Source organism: Methylobacterium goesingense (assembly GCF_022179225.1).
In the GTDB taxonomy this organism is placed as follows: domain Bacteria; phylum Pseudomonadota; class Alphaproteobacteria; order Rhizobiales; family Beijerinckiaceae; genus Methylobacterium; species Methylobacterium goesingense.
Genome location: NZ_BPQL01000152.1, coordinates 1 through 16,052, shown reverse-complemented (window position 1 = coordinate 16,052; position 16,052 = coordinate 1). Strand labels below are relative to the sequence as shown.

At 68.3% G+C, this 16,052-nt stretch carries 12 protein-coding genes and 1 tRNA gene; 9 read left to right on the top strand and 4 right to left on the bottom strand.

Features of this window, described 5'->3' with window-relative positions:
• The first annotated feature begins 288 nt into the window (after positions 1-288).
• A complete protein-coding gene (locus MFF30_RS21770) occupies positions 289-993 on the top strand; it encodes a glutathione S-transferase N-terminal domain-containing protein (protein WP_238282102.1) in 705 nt (234 codons plus the stop codon).
• A gap of 5 nt (positions 994-998) precedes the next feature.
• Here the strand turns inward: MFF30_RS21770 and MFF30_RS21765 are convergent, their stop codons facing one another.
• Complete coding sequence (locus tag MFF30_RS21765; protein WP_238282100.1) at positions 999-1,868, bottom strand: MBL fold metallo-hydrolase; 870 nt, start codon at positions 1,866-1,868, stop codon at positions 999-1,001.
• A 118-nt stretch (positions 1,869-1,986) separates the two neighbouring features.
• On the opposite strand from MFF30_RS21765, the gene MFF30_RS21760 reads away from it, so the two are divergent.
• The 7 genes from MFF30_RS21760 to MFF30_RS21730 all read left to right on the top strand — a co-directional run bounded on the left by MFF30_RS21760 (position 1,987) and on the right by MFF30_RS21730 (position 11,615).
• Positions 1,987-3,291 carry a glycosyltransferase family 4 protein gene (locus MFF30_RS21760; protein WP_238282098.1) on the top strand — a complete coding sequence of 435 codons (1,305 nt, stop codon included), beginning with the start codon at positions 1,987-1,989 and terminating at the stop codon, positions 3,289-3,291.
• Between the two features lie 64 nt (positions 3,292-3,355).
• On the top strand, positions 3,356-3,679 hold the full coding sequence (locus tag MFF30_RS21755; RefSeq protein WP_238282096.1) for a rhodanese-like domain-containing protein: 324 nt from the start codon (positions 3,356-3,358) through the stop codon (positions 3,677-3,679).
• 103 nt (positions 3,680-3,782) lie between these two features.
• On the top strand, positions 3,783-4,919 hold the full coding sequence (locus MFF30_RS21750) for an efflux RND transporter periplasmic adaptor subunit (protein ID WP_373320975.1): 1,137 nt from the start codon (positions 3,783-3,785) through the stop codon (positions 4,917-4,919).
• A gap of 158 nt (positions 4,920-5,077) precedes the next feature.
• Positions 5,078-8,290 carry an efflux RND transporter permease subunit gene (locus MFF30_RS21745; protein ID WP_238282094.1) on the top strand — a complete coding sequence of 1,071 codons (3,213 nt, stop codon included), beginning with the start codon at positions 5,078-5,080 and terminating at the stop codon, positions 8,288-8,290.
• 214 nt (positions 8,291-8,504) lie between these two features.
• Positions 8,505-8,580: transfer RNA gene (locus tag MFF30_RS21740), tRNA-Ile, on the top strand.
• Positions 8,581-9,346: 766 nt separating this feature from the next.
• On the top strand, positions 9,347-11,293 hold the full coding sequence (locus tag MFF30_RS21735) for a methyl-accepting chemotaxis protein (protein WP_238282092.1): 1,947 nt from the start codon (positions 9,347-9,349) through the stop codon (positions 11,291-11,293).
• 7 nt (positions 11,294-11,300) lie between these two features.
• Entirely contained in the window at positions 11,301-11,615 is a 315-nt protein-coding gene (locus MFF30_RS21730; RefSeq protein ID WP_238282091.1) for a hypothetical protein, read from the top strand.
• A gap of 25 nt (positions 11,616-11,640) precedes the next feature.
• On the opposite strand, the gene MFF30_RS21725 is transcribed toward MFF30_RS21730, so the two are convergent.
• On the bottom strand, positions 11,641-12,852 hold the full coding sequence (locus MFF30_RS21725) for a CaiB/BaiF CoA transferase family protein (RefSeq protein WP_238282089.1): 1,212 nt from the start codon (positions 12,850-12,852) through the stop codon (positions 11,641-11,643).
• 147 nt (positions 12,853-12,999) lie between these two features.
• Between MFF30_RS21725 and MFF30_RS21720 the strand changes: the two genes are divergently transcribed.
• Positions 13,000-14,229: an acyl-CoA dehydrogenase gene (locus tag MFF30_RS21720; RefSeq protein ID WP_238282088.1), complete on the top strand. Its 1,230-nt coding sequence runs from the start codon at positions 13,000-13,002 to the stop codon at positions 14,227-14,229.
• A gap of 30 nt (positions 14,230-14,259) precedes the next feature.
• Here the strand turns inward: MFF30_RS21720 and MFF30_RS21715 are convergent, their stop codons facing one another.
• Both MFF30_RS21715 and MFF30_RS21710 read right to left on the bottom strand, forming a co-directional pair.
• Positions 14,260-15,021 carry an ABC transporter permease gene (locus MFF30_RS21715; protein ID WP_238282087.1) on the bottom strand — a complete coding sequence of 254 codons (762 nt, stop codon included), beginning with the start codon at positions 15,019-15,021 and terminating at the stop codon, positions 14,260-14,262.
• Positions 15,018-15,959 (bottom strand): ABC transporter ATP-binding protein, encoded by a 942-nt coding sequence (locus MFF30_RS21710; protein ID WP_238282086.1) that lies wholly within the window; start codon positions 15,957-15,959, stop codon positions 15,018-15,020. The genes MFF30_RS21715 and MFF30_RS21710 overlap by 4 nt, the downstream gene beginning before the upstream one ends.
• Positions 15,960-16,052: the final 93 nt, after the last annotated feature.

Here is a 16,052-nt window from a genome sequence, read left to right as displayed (position 1 = left end):
GATCGCCGCGATCCCCTCGGCCGACGCGCCGTAGCGCTGCGTGGCAGCCGCGAGGCCTGCTTGGCTGGCTGTAATCGCGCCGATCATCCCGTCACCTCATCCCACCGCCATGAGGCAAGCACACCAGCCCTGAATCGAGTGTTGTCCGATCGCGCGGCATTCGAACGATCGCCGGGCGGGCGGAGAAGTTTTCCCCAAGCTTGACCCCGGGCGGCCCCGGCACCACGTCGGCCTTCGGCGTCACGGATTGCCCCGATGTCCCGAGACGTGCGCCCCACGGAGAATCCGATGATCGATCTCTATTACTGGCCGACGCCGAACGGCCACAAGGTGACGATGCTCCTCGAAGAGGCGGGCCTCGACTACGCGATCAAGCCCGTGAACATCGGTAAGGGCGACCAGTTCAAGCCGGACTTCCTGGCGATCGCTCCCAACAACCGCATGCCGGCGATCGTCGATCATGCCCCGGCCGGCGGCGGAGCCCCGGTCTCGCTGTTCGAATCCGGTGCGATCCTGCTCTACCTCGCCGAGAAGACCGGGCGCTTCATCGCCCAGGACGTGGCCGGTCGTGCCGAGGTGCTGCAATGGCTGTTCTGGCAGATGGGCGGCCTTGGGCCCATGCTCGGCCAGAACCATCACTTCACCCAGTACGCGCCGGAGAAGGTGCCGTATGCGATCGACCGCTACGTCAAGGAGACGAACCGGCTCTATGGCGTCCTCGACCGGCGCCTCGCCGACCGGCCATACGTCGCCGGCGCCGATTACTCGATCGCCGACATGGCCTGCTATCCGTGGATCGTGCCGTACGAGAAGCAAGGCCAGCGGCTCGAGGATTTCCCGAACCTCCAGCGCTGGTTCCACGCCATCGCCGAGCGCTCCGGCACCAAAGCGGCCTATGCCCGCGCCCCGGAGGTCAACCCGGATTTCGGGAAGACCATGAGCGAGGAGGCCAAGAAGGTCATGTTCGGCCAGACCGCCGCGACGCGGGGCTGAACCCTTCAGCGCCTCAGGGTATCGAGGGGCACCGGGGCGGCGTGCGGGCGGGTCGCCAGCATGCCGTCGATCAGCGCCAGCACCTCGGCCCGGCCGCAATTGGCGGCCGGCTCGAAGGGCGTCCAGGTCTGGGTGAAGTCGAGCTGGGCGAAGACGTCGCGGTAGCGCCGCAACTCGTTGGTGGTCAGCGGTACCCCACGCACGAAGGCCTTGTGCGCCGAGATGGTCAGCGCCCGGCGGAAATCCCCCGGGTCGAGTTCGAACTTGAGGGCGTCGCCGCAGTACAGGATTTTTCGCGATCGGTCGAACAGGACGGCATGACCGTCGAAGTGGCCGGCGGTGCGGTGCAGTTCGAGGCCGGGCAGGGGTTCCAGAAAATCGTCGTAGGGCCAGGAGACCTGCAGCGCCGCGCTCCAAGCGAAGTCGGCCGCGGGCAAGCAGAGTTCCGGGTCGAAACGGTCCTGCAGCTGCACGAGGGCGCCGTAGGCATGCGGGTGCGAGGCGGAGAGCACCCGCATCCCGCCGAGACCGGCGATGTGCTGGAGCGCCGCCTCGCTGAAGACCGGGCAAGCCTCGAAACCCATGTTTCCGGCCGGCGTCTGGATCAGGTAGGCGCTCGGGCCGATGCCCGAGACGGGATCGTTCCAGAACCGCCAGATCCCGGGCTCCAGTTCTTCCCAGTGGCAGGGGAAGCGCGCCTGCGCCTCGCGCTCGGTCCAGAACTGCCAGCCCTTCTGCGGCACCACGTGGCGGGCGTCGAGGCACATCGGGCAGGCGGCGGGGGCCTCGAAATGGCGCTGCCAGAAGCCGCAATTGTCACAGGTGTAGGCGGGCAGGTCGAGGGCGCCGGCGAAGGGCAGGTATCCGGGAGACACTGGGCGTTGCTCGCGTTGGCGGCGTCGGCCGCGGGTAGCCTCGGGCTGAGGCGAGCGCATATAGGCGCGGGGCGCCTGCCGGCCATACGGCCGCGTCCCTGAACGAATCCGGAGGATCATGCCCGTCCCGAGCCTCGCCTTCGATCTGACCCGCCTCATCACCCGCCTACGGCATGCGAGCCCGAGTGGGATCGACCGGGTCGACCTCGCCTATGCGCGGCATGTCCTGGGCCAGGACGGAGAGCGGTTCGGCCTCGTCTCCACGGCCCTGGGGCCCCGGGTGCTCGCGCGGGCGGAGGCCCTCGCGATCGTCGAGGCCGTGGCTGCCGGCTGGGTCGAGGATCGCGACGCGACACAGGATCCGGTCTATCGGCGCCTGGCGGCAGCCCTCGGGTCGGAACCGGAGCCCGGCGCGCCGCCGGCCGGCCCCGATCGCGGCCGCGTTGGGGACCGGCGGCGGGTCCAGGCCCGGACCGCGGCCACGACCCTGCGCGCGCGCGGCCCCGAGATCCTGCCGCAAGGCACGATCTACCTGCACACCTCGCACCTGCGCCTCGACAAGCCCGGCCGCTTCGACTGGCTCTACAACCGTCGCGACATCCGCCCCGTCTTCTTCGTCCACGACCTGATCCCGATCGACTACCCGGAATACGGGCGCCCGGGGGAGGCGGAGCGCCACCGCATCCGCATGATGACGATCGCGCACCACGCCGCGCACGTGCTGGTCAATTCCGGGGATGTCGGCGCGCGCTTCCTCGCGTTCTGCGCCGCGAACGGCCTTCCGGCGAGACCCGTCAGCGTGGCGCTGCTCGGCGTGGAACCGGTCTTCAGCCCCCCCGGGGAGGGACCCGCCTTCACGCCGCGTAAACCCACCTTCGTCGTCTGCGGCACGATCGAGCCGCGCAAGAATCACCTCGCGCTCCTCAATCTCTGGCGCGATCTGGCGTCGCGGCACGGGTCCGCGACGCCTCGCCTCGTCCTCGTCGGCCGGCGTGGCTGGGAAGCCGAGAACGTCATCGACATGCTGGAGCGCTGCCCGGCCATGGGCACGCATGTCAGCGAAGTGAGCGGCCTGTCGAGCCACGGCCTCGCGGCTCTGCTGCGCTCGGCCACCGCCCTGTTGATGCCCTCCTTCGCGGAGGGCTACGGCCTGCCCGTGATCGAGGCCGCCGCATCCGGTCTTCCCGTCGTCGCCTCCGACCTCGCGGTCCACAGGGAGATCGGCGCGACCTTCGCCCATTTCCTGGATCCCCTCGACGGGCCGGGCTGGCGCCGGGCGGTGGAGGACCTCGCGGAACCCGGCTCCGCCCTTCGCCAGACCCTCGCGAGTCGGCTGACCGGCCACGAGGTCCCGAGCTGGACGAATCACTTCGCGACGGTTGACATGGCCCTGCAACGGGCACGTTGTGCCGCTGACGCCTGACGATTATGGATAAGCGTCAGCGTCGTGCCGCCCGTCCGGCAGATCGCGCGTGGAGAATCCGTACATGAACGTTGTTGGCCTCGACCGGGATACGATCAAGGCCGGCCTCGCCGACCGCTCGTTGCTGGTGATCGACGTGCGCGAGCCCCATGAGTTCGCGCAGGGACACATCCCCGGCGCGGTCCCGCACCCGCTCTCCACCTTCGATACCGGCGCGGTCGCCGCGCTGATCGCGCGGGACGGCCGCCGCCCCGTGTTCTCCTGCATGTCCGGCGTCCGCTCCGTCCATGCCCTGGCGGCCGCCCAGAATGCCGGGCTGCCGATCGAAGAACATTACGCGGGCGGCTTCAAGGACTGGGCCGGCTCCGGCGAGCCCGTCGAAATCTGAATGCCCATAAATTCCGACGCTCCCGTGGACCATGTGTGGCAGCGCACGACATGCCGCGGCGCGGACCTCTAGCTGGCGCATCGTAGGGAATAACCATATGCGTATGCGCTCGACCTTGAACGTCCTTCCAGCCCTCGTCGTCGCGGCAGCGCTGTTCGCGTCGCCCGCCCTGGCGCAGGCGCCCGGCGGGCCTCCGCCGAAGGTCACCACCGCCAAGCCGGTGGTCCGCGAGATCGTCGAGACCGACACCTACACGGGCCGTTTCGACCCGGTCGACATTGTCGATGTGCGCGCCCGCGTCACCGGCTACCTCGAGAAGCTGAACTTCACGGACGGCGCCACGGTGAAGAAGGGCGACCTGCTCTTCGTGATCGACCGGCGCCCCTACAAGGCGGCCCTCGACCAGGCACAGGCGGCCCTGGTTTCCGCGAAGGCCCGCCTGAACTTCTCGCAGACCGACCTCGACCGCGCCCAGACACTGAGCAAGTCGGGCAACATCTCCGAGCAGGTCACCGACCAGCGCCGGCAGGCCTCGCAGACCGCGCAGGCCGACGTCGACAGCGCCGACGCGCAGCTGCGCCAGGCGCAGCTGAACTACGACTTCACCGAGGTGAAGGCCCCGATCTCCGGCCGCATCAGCCGGCGCCTGGTGACCGAGGGCAACATCGTCATCACCGACCAGACCCTGCTGACGACGATCGTCTCCCTGGATCCGATCTACTTCGGCTTCACCGTCGATGAGCGCTCGTTCCTGAAGTACCAGGGCAGCCTCGGCATCGGCATGGGCGAAACGCAGAAGGGCAAGGGGGTCCCGATCCGGATCGCGCTCACCGGCGAGGCCAAGCCGACCCGCAAGGGCACCCTCGACTTCGTGGACAACCGGGTCGACAACGCCACCGGCACGGTGCTGCTGCGCGCCACGGTGGAGAACCCCGACGGGTTCATCAAACCCGGCCTCTTCGGCGTCGTCTCGCTGCCGGCCACCAAGCCCTACCAGGGCATCCTCCTGCCCGACGAGGCTGTCTCGGCCAACCAGGACAAGCGCATCGTCTACGTCGTGGCCGACGACGGCACGGTGGCGCTGCGCGAGGTCAAGCTCGGCCCGAAGGTCGACGGCTACCGGGTCATCCGCGAGGGCCTGAAGGGCGACGAGAACGTGGTGGTGAACGGTGTCAGCCGCGTGCGTCCCGGCGCGAAGGTGACGGCGGAAGCCTCGACCCTGCCGCCCAGCAAGACCTGATCGAGCAGGGCCTGATCGAGCAGGACTCGACCTGGTCCCGAGACGAGACATCCCCCCGGCCGTTCGCGGGCGGGGAGCGGCGATAGAGACCGCGGACGAAGAAACGATGCCGCCTTGGACCCGCGCATGCGGGCCGCGCGCGGCGAGAGGTTCAAGCGATGCGTTTTGCCCACTTCTTCGTCGATCGACCGATCTTCGCGTCGGTCACGTCGATCGTCTTCCTCATCCTCGGCTACGTCGCCTACCTGTCGCTACCGGTGGCGCAGTACCCCGAGATCGTGCCGCCCACGGTGACGGTTCGCGCGAGCTTCCCCGGCGCCAACGCCGAGACGGTGGCGGCCACCATCGCGACGCCGATCGAGCAAGAGGTCAACGGCGTCGACAACATGCTCTACATGACGTCGTTGTCGACCAACGACGGCAACATGCTGCTCACCGTGACCTTCAAGGTCGGCACCAACCTCGACATCGCCAACGTCCTCGTCCAGAACCGCCTCTCGGTGGCCCAGCCGCGCCTGCCGCCGGACGTGCGCAACCTCGGCGTCACCGTGCGCAAGGCCTCGCCGGACCTGATGCTGGTGGTGCACCTGCTCTCGCCGAAGAAGACCTACGACCAGAACTACCTCGCCAACTACATCTACCTGAACATCCGCGACGAGCTCCTGCGCCTCGACGGCGTCGGCGACATCACGATCTTCGGCGGCAACGAGTACGCCGAGCGCGTCTGGCTCGACCCGAACAAGCTCGCCGCTTACGGGCTGACCACCTCCGACGTCATCACGTCCCTGTCCGAGCAGAACGTCCAGGTGGCGGCCGGCGCGCTGAACTCGCCGCCGGCCGCCACGGGCCAGGCCTTCCAGCTCATCGTGCAGTCGCAGGGACGCTTCCAGAGCCCCGAGGAGTTCGCCGACGTCATCGTCAAGGCCTCGGACGGGCGCCTCGTGCGGGTTAAGGACGTCGCCCGCGTGGAGATGGGCCAGAAGGACTACACGACGAATTCGTTCCTCAACGACACGCCCGCCATCGGCATCGGCGCCTTCCAGCGCCCCGGCACCAACGCCCTCGACGCCGCAGCGTCGGTGCGCAAGGTGATGGACAACCTCAAGAAGAACTTCCCGCCCGACATCGAGTACCGTATCGCCTACAACCCGACCGAGTTCATCGAGGAATCGATCCACGAGGTCTACAAGACCCTGTTCGAGGCCGTTGGCCTCGTGGTCATCGTGGTGCTGGTCTTCCTCCAGAGCTGGCGCACCGCGCTCATCCCGGTGATCGCGATTCCCGTGTCGCTGGTCGGCACCTTCGCGGCCATGTCGGCCTTCGGGTTCTCGCTCAACAACCTGACTCTGTTCGGGCTCGTGCTCGCCATCGGCATCGTGGTCGACGACGCCATCGTGGTGGTGGAGAACGTCGAGCGCAACATGGCCGAGGGCCTCTCCCCGGGCGACGCCGCGCACAAGACCATGGACGAGGTCGGCGGCGCCGTCATCGCGATCGCGCTCGTGCTCTCGGCGGTGTTCATCCCCACCGCCTTCATCCCCGGCATCACGGGCCAGTTCTACAAGCAGTTCGCGCTCACCATCGCGGCCTCGACCATCATCTCGATGTTCAATTCGCTGACGCTGTCGCCGGCGCTCTGCAAGCTGCTCCTCAAGCCCCACCACGCGCACGCTAAGCCGAAGTTCTTCCTCTTCCGCTTCGTCGGCTGGCTCGCCGACATGTTCAATAAGGGCTTCGACTGGCTCTCGAACACCTATGGGCGGATCATCTACGGCCTGACCAACTACGCGATCGGGCTGATCGCGATGCTGATCGTCTATGCCGGCGTCATCGCCGCCACCCTCCACCTCGTCCAGACGACCCCCACGGGCTTCATCCCCGACCAGGACCAGGGCTACCTCATCGGCGTGGTGCAGCTGCCGTCGGGCGCCTCCCTCGACCGCACCACCGAGGTGGTGAACCGGGCGGCGGCGGCGGCCCGCAAGATCGACGGCGTGACGAACACCGTCATCATCGCGGGCTTCGACGGCGCGACCTTCACCAACACCACCAACTCGGGCGTGATGTTCATCACCCTCGCGGGCGCCAAGGAGCGCGCGACGCAAGGGCGGAGCGCGGCGGTGATCACCAACGACGTGATCAAGGCCACCGCCGACATCCAGGAGGCCCGCGTCATCGTCATCCCGCCGCCGCCGGTGCGCGGCCTCGGGCAGGGCGGCGGCTTCAAGATGCAGATCGAAAGCCGCCAGAGCTCGGCAATCGGCCCGCTGCTCGGCGCCGTCGGCGAGGTCCTGGGCAAGGCCAACCAGAGCAACGACGTGCAGCGGGTGTTCACCACCTTCGGCAACGACACGCCGCAGCTCTACCTCGACATCGACCGCACCGTGGCGCGCATGCTCAACGTGCCTTTGTCCAACGTCTTCTCGACGGTGCAGACGGCGCTCGGCGGTGCCTACGTCAACGACTTCAACACGCTCGGCCGCATCTATCAGGTCCGCGTGCAGGGCGACGCGCAGTTCCGCGTCTCGAAGCAGGACATCGAGCAGCTGAAGGTCCGCTCCTCCACCGGCGCCCTGGTGCCGATGGGCACGCTGGCCACGATCCGGGAGATCACCGGCCCGCAGATCGTCCAGCGCTTCAACCTGTACTACTCGGTGCCGGTCCAGGGCACGGCGAAACCCGGCATCTCCACCGGCCAGGCGCTGGATGCCATGGAGGCCATCGCCAAGGACACGCTGCCGGACGGCTATTCCTACGACTGGACCGAGATCGCCTACCAGCAGAAGGCGGCGGGCAACACGGCGATCTACGTCTTCGCGCTCGGCGTGCTCCTCGTCTTCCTCGTGCTCGCCGCGCAGTACGAATCCTGGGCGCTGCCTCTGGCGATCCTGCTGGTGGTGCCCACCGGCGTGCTCGCGGCGCTGTTCGGCGTCCAGTTGCGAGGCCAGGACAACAACATCCTGACCCAGATCGGCCTGATCGTGCTCATCGGTCTGGCCGCCAAGAACGCCATCCTGATCGTGGAGTTCGCGCACCAGCTGGAGGAGACCGAGCGGAAGGGCCCCGTGGCGGCCGCCGTCGAGGCCTGCCGCCTGCGCCTGCGCCCGATCCTGATGACGGCCTTCGCCTTCATCCTCGGCACGGTGCCGCTCGTGATCGCCACCGGCCCCGGCGCCGAGATGCGCCAGGCGCTCGGTACCGCCGTGTGCTTCGGCATGATCGGCGCCACGGTGTTCGGCCTCTTCCTGACGCCTGTCTTCTACGTGGTGATCCGGAATTTCCTGATCTGGCTCGCCAAGAAGCGCGGCAAGGACCCGCACAACACCACGCCGGACAAGCACGACCCGCACACCACCCCCTCCCACGCCTGAGACGAACCCGAACCCGGATGCGGATCGCCGCATCCGGGCTTCGCGTTGGCCCCCCATGGATCGGGCCGCCATCCGGGAAGCACAAACCCAATCCCTTGCCGACACCCCCGGGTTCGGGTTAGTCCGATCCCACGCGTATACCCGCGCGGATTGCGTCGCCCGGACGATCTCGGCACACGCAGCCTCGTGAAACGCCAAGCCGACCCCACGGCTCGGGCCTGTAGCTCAATGGTTAGAGCCGACCGCTCATAACGGTCTGGTTGCAGGTTCGAGTCCTGCCGGGCCCACCACTTTTTCCTCTAAGAAGCGCCCTGAGGCCTGGACTTCCGGAAGGCCAACGAAACCGAATCCGATGACGCGGTACGACCCCGCTCGGAGGGCCTCCGGCGGGGTGGACGGCGACGCGGGATGCCGGCGCGCGGGCCGGCCGCGTCTGCGCACGACCTCGCGCTCGTAGGCGATGAGGGCTTGGGCTGAGCCCTCACGTCCCCGGACCGGTCGGACATCGATCTGGCACGTCGGCGTCCCTACTTTTGTGGTCGTTCTGCAGGCAACCGAGGAACCGGCCTTCCGCCCTCAAGATCTGGGGCGGATGCTGCGTCGCCTCTCGGCTTGTACCTCCCCCTGCAGCAGGCGCGGACACTCGCCGACGACCGCCGCGATCCCGTACCCGCTCATGAGCGCGAAGGCCGGATTGGAATAGGGCGCGGTCGGTCCTGGACGCTTCAGATCGATGTCCGTGAGTACAACCGCGATGTCCTAGGATTCGGTGAGCATTCGCACGAGGCCGGCGGCGCTCATGACAGATTTTCTTTCATGTCCTTCTTTTGGAATTATGAAACAGACTTCATTAAGCATTATTTTCGACGGAAAGACATGTTTCGGATGATGCGTGCGCGATTTAATTCAGAACTCGTCAAACACCGACACTCCACAATGACGGAAGGTTCAGGGACGGTCACCGCCAAGAACTGAACATTTTCATCATCGTTTCCACGGGAGTTTCCAATGTTCGATTTCAGGAGCAGGTCACGCAAGTCGCGATTCGATACCGCAATGCTCGAAAGCCTGCGCCTGCCGGTACTTGGGGTCGACATGCATTCGGTCGTGACGACCATGAACCCGGCCATGAACGACCTGCTCGGTCCGGACAGGATCGACCTGACGGGATCCCGCCTCGACGACCTGTGCCGCGACGTGATGGGCCAGCCTCTCGTCCCGCCGGGCCTGCGCGGACGGCACGAGACCTTGGTCCGCCTCGATGGTCGCCACTACGACGTGGCCGTCACGCCGGTGACCGAAGGCTCTCGCGTATCGGGGTACGCCCTCGGGTGGATCGACGCGACGGGCCGGCTCGAGCGCGAGGATCAGGCGCGCCGGCTCGCCGCCATCGAGGCGTCACAAGCCGTCATCGAGTTCGCGCCGAACGGCACGATCCTCTCGGCCAACGCGGCCTTCCTCGACGTCATGGGCTACACCCTGGATGAGATCCTCGGCCGCCACCACGGCCTCTTCGTGGAGGCGTCCCACCGGGACAGCCGTGCCTATTCCGCGTTCTGGAACGGGCTCCGGGCGGGGCAGCCGGAGGTCGCCGAGTTCAAGCGGATCGCCAAGAGCGGCAAGACGATCTGGATCAAGGGCTCCTACAACCCGATCCGGGATGGTGCCGGCATCGTCACGCGGGTTGTGAAGTACGCCACCGACATCACGGCGCAGATGGTGGAAACCAATGCGCTTCGCGGGCAGGTCGATGCCATCCGCAGGTCCCAGGCCGTGATCAGCTTCGACCTCGACGGACGAGTGCTGGAAGCGAACGCCAATTTCCTGTCCGCCGTCGGCTACACGGCCGCGGAGGTCGTCGGGCAGCATCACGGCATGTTCGTCGACGCCGACCATCGCGCCAGCGCTGAGTACGTCCGCTTCTGGGACGCGCTGCGCCGGGGCGAGTCCCAGGCTGGCCAGTTCCGGCGCATAGGCAAGGGCGGACGCGAGGTCTGGATCGAGGCCAGCTACAACCCCGTGCTCGATGCCGATGGCCGCCCCGTCCAGGTGACCAAGTTCGCCATCGACGTGACGACCCAGGTCGAGCAGCGCGAGCAGGTCCGCCGAATGGAGGAGGCGTCAGCGCGGGAGCGGGTCGAGGCTGAGGCCCGCCACAAGGCCGAGCGCGTGCAACTGGCCGATGCCTTCGAGCAAACGGTCGGCGGCGTGCTCGCCTCCGTCGCCTCCGCGGCGACCGAACTGCAGGCGACCGCCAGCAGCATGTCGGGCATCGCCACCGAGACCGCGCGCCAATCGACCACCGTGGCGGCGGCGGCGAGCCAGGCAGCGGCCAACGTCAATACGGTCGCGGCGGCCGCCGAGGAACTCGGCGCCTCGGTGAACGAGATCGGCCGCCAGGTCGCGGGCTCCGAGGAGCTTGCGGGGCAGGCCGTGACCGAGGCGGAACAGACCGCGATCCTGGTCCAGGAGCTCAGCGAGGCGGTCCGCCGGATCGGCGACGTGGTCGCCATGATCTCGGCCATCGCGAGCCAGACCAACCTGCTGGCGCTCAACGCCACCATCGAGGCCGCGCGCGCCGGCGAGGCAGGGCGCGGCTTCGCCGTGGTCGCGGCCGAGGTCAAGGAGCTCGCCAACCAGACGGCGCGGGCGACCGAGGAGATCACCGGGCAGATCGGCCGCATCCAGGGCGCGACCGGCGGCGCCGTCAGCGCCATCGACGGCATCCGTCGGCGCATCGCAGAGATCAACGGCGTTGCCGGGTCCATCGCGGCCGCCGTGCAGCAGCAGGGCGCAGCCACACAGGAGATCGTGCGCAACGTCAGCGAGGCCGCCGCGGGCACCGGCGAGGTAACGAGCAACATCTCCGGCGTCGCCCAGGCCTCCGAGGAGACGGGTGCCGCGGCGAGCCAGGTCCTGACCGCAGCCTCCGACCTGTCGCGGCAATCCGAGCTTCTCGACGGCGAGGTTTCCCGCTTCCTCGCCAAGATCCGTGCGGCGTGAGGTGGGGATGACCGAATTGCTCATCCTCCCCGTCGACCTGTCCTCAAACGGCATCCGTCGCCTGGAAGCTCAACTCGAGCGTGACATCCGTGCCGGAGGAAATCTCGGCTCGCGCCAGGGGCAGATCGCCTGCCTTTCGGAGTCGATCCTGCGCTCGGTGGAAGGCCTGCACGAGGCGCTGTCTCTGCTGGCCGCCGAGCTGCCGGCCGGGGACCCGATGGTCGCGCGCCTTCGGGACGCTACGGAAAACATGACACGGCTCGCGCTCGCGGTGATGGATTACGCAACCCTCTACGACCCGCATGGCCGGGGAGGGGCCTGATCGCCGGGCGCCCCCGCGACGGTTGTCAGCGGTCCGGCCGGTCGTCCGGCCCGGCGGCCAAGTCGAGTTCCGCGTGGATCTCCGCGCTCGACGCCCCGAGGGCCGGCGGCATGCGGCGGACGGGCAGGCGCGCACCATCGATGCGATAGGGCGGGGCGAGAACGTGGCCGGCGGCCTCGCTCCCGGGCAGCACGAGGTGCCCGGCGCGCGCGCGCTCCGAGGTCAGGGCCGCGTGCAGGCCCAGCACCTCGCCACAGGGGATGCCGGCCGCGTCGAGGCGGGCGAGGAGGTCGGCGCGGGTCCAGCGGGCGAGTTCGGCCTCGATCACGGGCAGGAACGCCGCGCGGTTGCGCGAGCGCTCCAGGTTGGTGGCGAAACGCGGGTCCACGGCGAGGTCGGGGCACCCCAGCACCTGCTCGCAGAGGCGGCGGTACTGGCCGTTGTTGCCCACCGCTAGCACGATCGGACCGTCACCGGTCTCGAACACGCCGTAGGGCGCGATGGACGGATGGGCGTTGCCGGCGCGGACGGGGTCGTGCCCGCGCACCATCGCCTCCAGGCCGCAATAGGCGGTGAGCGCCACGCCGGAATCGAACAGGGCGAGTTCGATGTGACGACCGCGCCCCGTGCGCTCGCGCTGGAACAGGGCGGCGAGTACGCCTTGCGCCGCGTATTGCCCGGTGAAGAGGTCGACCGCCGCGAGGCCGAACTTGAGGGGCGGGCGCTCGGCCTCGCCGTTCAGCGCCATCAGCCCGGCCTCCCCCTGCACCACGATGTCGTAGCCGGGGCGGGACGCCTCCGGCCCGTCCGAGGCGTAGCCCGAGATCGAGCAGTAGATCAGGCGCGGGTTCTCGGCGCTCAGGGCCGCGTAGCCGAGGCCGAGACGGTCGGCGCCCCCGGTCTTGAAGTTCTGCACCACCACATCGCAGGTCCGGGCCAGGGCACGGGCCGTGGCGAGTCCCTCCGGGCTGGCGAGGTCGAGGGTGATCGAGCGCTTGTTGCGGTTGGCGCTGTCGAAATACGAGGTGTTGGTGTCGCCCGTCCGCAGGCCCCAGTCGCGGGTATCGTCGCCGCGCTCCGGGTGCTCGACCTTGATCACCTCGGCGCCAAGGTCGCCCAGGCACATGGCGCACCACGGGCCAGCGAGCACGCGCGAGAGATCGAGCACGCGGATACCGGCGAGCGGCAGGTCGGGGGCCGTGGAGGTCGAACCGTCGTGCGCCGTCGTCTCGCCCATGGCTGGTTCTCCGCTCCCCGTGCCGCCCCATCGCGCCGGGCTTGTCTAACAGGAATCCGGCCGTTCCGATCCTGGACCCGCGCGGGTGGCCTCTCCGGCCCGGACTGATAGGATCGCCGGAACACGAAGAACCGCCGAGGAATCCCCATGAACGCCCCGACGCGCCCGCCCGGCTCCGCTGCGCCCACCGCCCCCGCTTCCGCCAGCTTCGCCTGGGAAGATCCGTTCCTGCTGAACGACCAGCTCACCGAGGACGAGCGCGCGATCCACGAGGCCGCCACGGCCTTCGCGCAGGAAGAACTCCTGCCCGGCATCGTCGAGGCCTACGCGCAAGAGACCCCCAACCCCGAGCTCTTCGCCCGGATGGGAGAACGCGGCCTCCTCGGGGTGACGCTGCCGGAGGAATACGGTGGAGCGGACGCGAGCTACGTCGCCTACGGCCTCGTAGCGCGCGCCGTCGAGGCGGTGGATTCCGGCTACCGCTCGATGATGAGCGTGCAATCCTCCCTCGTGATGTATCCGATCCACGCCTACGGTTCGGAGGAGCAGCGCCGCAAGTTCCTACCCAAACTCGCCTCGGGCGCCTGGATCGGCTGTTTCGGCCTGACCGAGCCCGATGCGGGCTCGGACCCGGCCGGGATGAAGACGAAGGCGGTGAAGATCGACGGTGGCTACCGGATCTCGGGGGCTAAGATGTGGATCTCGAACGCCCCCTTCGCCGACGTCTTCGTGGTCTGGGCGAAATCCGAAGCGCACGAGGGCGCGATCCGGGGCTTCATCCTGGAGAAGGGCATGAAGGGCCTCTCGGCGCCGACCCTGAAGGGCAAGCTCTCCCTGCGCGCCTCCACCACGGGAGAGATCGTGATGGAGGACGTGGAGGTCGGCGAAGACGCGCTCCTGCCCAACGTCTCGGGCCTGAAGGGCCCGTTCGGGTGCCTCAACCGGGCGCGCTACGGCATCGCCTGGGGTGCCATGGGGGCGGCCGAGGATTGCTGGCACCGGGCGCGGGCCTACACCCTGGAGCGCCACCAGTTCGGCCGGCCGCTGGCCCAGACCCAGCTCGTGCAGCGCAAGCTCGCCGACATGCAGACCGAGATCGCCCTCGGGTTCCAGGCCGCGCTCCGGGTCGGGCGCCTCTTCGACGAGGGCCGGATGGCGCCCGAGATGATCTCGTTGATCAAGCGCAACAATTGCGGGAAGGCGCTCGACATCGCCCGTACCGCCCGCGACATGCACGGCGGCAACGGCATCATGGGTGAGTACCACGTGATGCGCCACGCCCAGAACCTCGAGACGGTGAACACCTACGAGGGCACACACGACGTCCACGCCCTGATCCTGGGCCGGGCTCAGACGGGGCTGCAGGCGTTCTTCTGAGCGCGCCAGCGGGATCGAACGGGGGCCGGGTCAGCTCTTCAGGCGGTAGCCGGTCCGAAAGATGCAGGTCACGCCGGCAAGGCACAGGACCAGGAAGACCAGCGCCATGGCCACGCTGATGCCGATGCCGACATCCGAGGTGCCGAAGAATGCCCAGCGGAAGCCGCTGACGAGGTAGACCACCGGGTTGGCGAGGCTCACCCCCCGCCAGAACGGCGGCAGCATCTCGATGGCGTAGAAGCTGCCGCCCAGGAAGGTCAGCGGCGTCACGACGAGGAGCGGCACGAGTTGCAGCCGCTCGAAGCCGTCGGCCCAGAGGCCGATGAGGAAGCCGAACAGGCTGAAGGTCACCGCCGTGAGCAGCAGGAACAACACCATCGCCACGGGGTGCTCGATGCGCAGGGGCACGAACAGCGCGGCGGTGGCCAGGATGATCAGTGCGATCAGGATCGATTTCGAGGCCGCCGCCCCGACATAGCCGAGCACGATCTCCAGGGGCGAGACCGGGGCCGACAGGATCTCGTAGATCGTGCCGGCAAAGCGCGGGAAGTAGATGCCGAACGAGGCGTTGGCGATGCTCTGCGTCAGCAGCGAGAGCATCATCAGGCCAGGGACGATGAAGGCCCCGTAGGCGACGCCGTCCACGGCGGCCACCCGCGAGCCGATGGCGGCCCCGAAGACCACGAAGTAGAGCGAGGTGGCGATGACCGGCGCGACGATGCTCTGCAAAGCCGTTCGCCAGAAGCGCGCCATCTCGAAGCCGTAGATGGCGCGGACCGCGTACCAGTTCATGCGCGTTCCTTCACGAGGTCGACGAAGATCTCCTCCAGGGAGGATTGGCTGGTCTGGATGTCGCGAAAACGGATGCCGGCCGCCGCGAGATCGGCGAGCAGGCCCGTGATGCCGGTGCGCTCGCCCTCGGTGTCGGGAGTCTTGGTATCGTACGTGTAGACGAGGTCCTGCCCGCCCGGCTTCAGCGTGAGGTCGTGCCGCGCCAGGGCCTCGGGCAGGGCGGCCAGCGGCTCCTGCAGGTTCAGGGTCATCTGCTTCTTGCCGAGCTTGCGCATCAGCTCGGCCTTCTCCTCCACCAGGATGATCCGGCCCTTGCGGATCACCCCGACCCGGTCGGCCATCTCCTCGGCCTCCTCTATGTAGTGGGTGGTCAGGATCACGGTGACGCCTGTGTCGCGCAGCGAGCGCACCAAGCGCCACATGTCCCGGCGCAGCTCCACGTCGACGCCGGCGGTGGGCTCGTCGAGGAACAGGATGCGCGGCTCGTGCGCGAGGGCCTTGGCGATCAGCACCCGCCGCTTCATGCCCCCCGAGAGCGTCATCATCCGCGAATCGCGCTTCTCCCAGAGCGAGAGGTCGCGCAGCACCCGCTCAATATGGGCCGGGTCAGGCTTGAGGCCGTAGAGGCCGCGGCTGAAATTGGTTGTCGCCCACACGGTCTCGAAGGCGTCGGTGGTGAGTTCCTGCGGCACCAGCCCGATGAGCCGGCGTGCGCGCCGGTAATCGGAGGCGATGTCATGGCCCCCCGCCAGGACGCGACCTGCGCTCGCCGTGACGATGCCGCACACGATGCTGATCAGCGTCGTCTTGCCGGCGCCGTTGGGCCCGAGCAGGGCGAAGATCTCGCCCTCGCGGATGTCGAGGTCGATGCCGTCGAGGGCCTTCAGACCGGAGGCGTAGACCTTGGACAGGTCCTGGATCGAGATGATCGGCTGCATCGGGGCTCCGCTGCGGCATGGCGCCGGCGCGATCGGGCCGGCGCTATAGCACGCCGCCGCCGCAGGACTGGACGGCAAAACGAAAAAGCCGCC

Coding starts and splice junctions, on each gene's coding strand:
- MFF30_RS21750 (WP_373320975.1), top strand. CDS start 3,783: ATGCGCTCGACCTTGAACGTCCTTCCAGCCCTCGTCGTCGCGGCAGCG.
- MFF30_RS21720 (WP_238282088.1), top strand. CDS start 13,000: ATGAACGCCCCGACGCGCCCGCCCGGCTCCGCTGCGCCCACCGCCCCC.
- MFF30_RS21745 (WP_238282094.1), top strand. CDS start 5,078: ATGCGTTTTGCCCACTTCTTCGTCGATCGACCGATCTTCGCGTCGGTC.
- MFF30_RS21730 (WP_238282091.1), top strand. CDS start 11,301: ATGACCGAATTGCTCATCCTCCCCGTCGACCTGTCCTCAAACGGCATC.
- MFF30_RS21725 (WP_238282089.1), bottom strand. CDS start 12,852: ATGGGCGAGACGACGGCGCACGACGGTTCGACCTCCACGGCCCCCGAC.
- MFF30_RS21770 (WP_238282102.1), top strand. CDS start 289: ATGATCGATCTCTATTACTGGCCGACGCCGAACGGCCACAAGGTGACG.
- MFF30_RS21755 (WP_238282096.1), top strand. CDS start 3,356: ATGAACGTTGTTGGCCTCGACCGGGATACGATCAAGGCCGGCCTCGCC.
- MFF30_RS21710 (WP_238282086.1), bottom strand. CDS start 15,959: ATGCAGCCGATCATCTCGATCCAGGACCTGTCCAAGGTCTACGCCTCC.
- MFF30_RS21715 (WP_238282087.1), bottom strand. CDS start 15,021: ATGAACTGGTACGCGGTCCGCGCCATCTACGGCTTCGAGATGGCGCGC.
- MFF30_RS21760 (WP_238282098.1), top strand. CDS start 1,987: ATGCCCGTCCCGAGCCTCGCCTTCGATCTGACCCGCCTCATCACCCGC.
- MFF30_RS21735 (WP_238282092.1), top strand. CDS start 9,347: ATGCTCGAAAGCCTGCGCCTGCCGGTACTTGGGGTCGACATGCATTCG.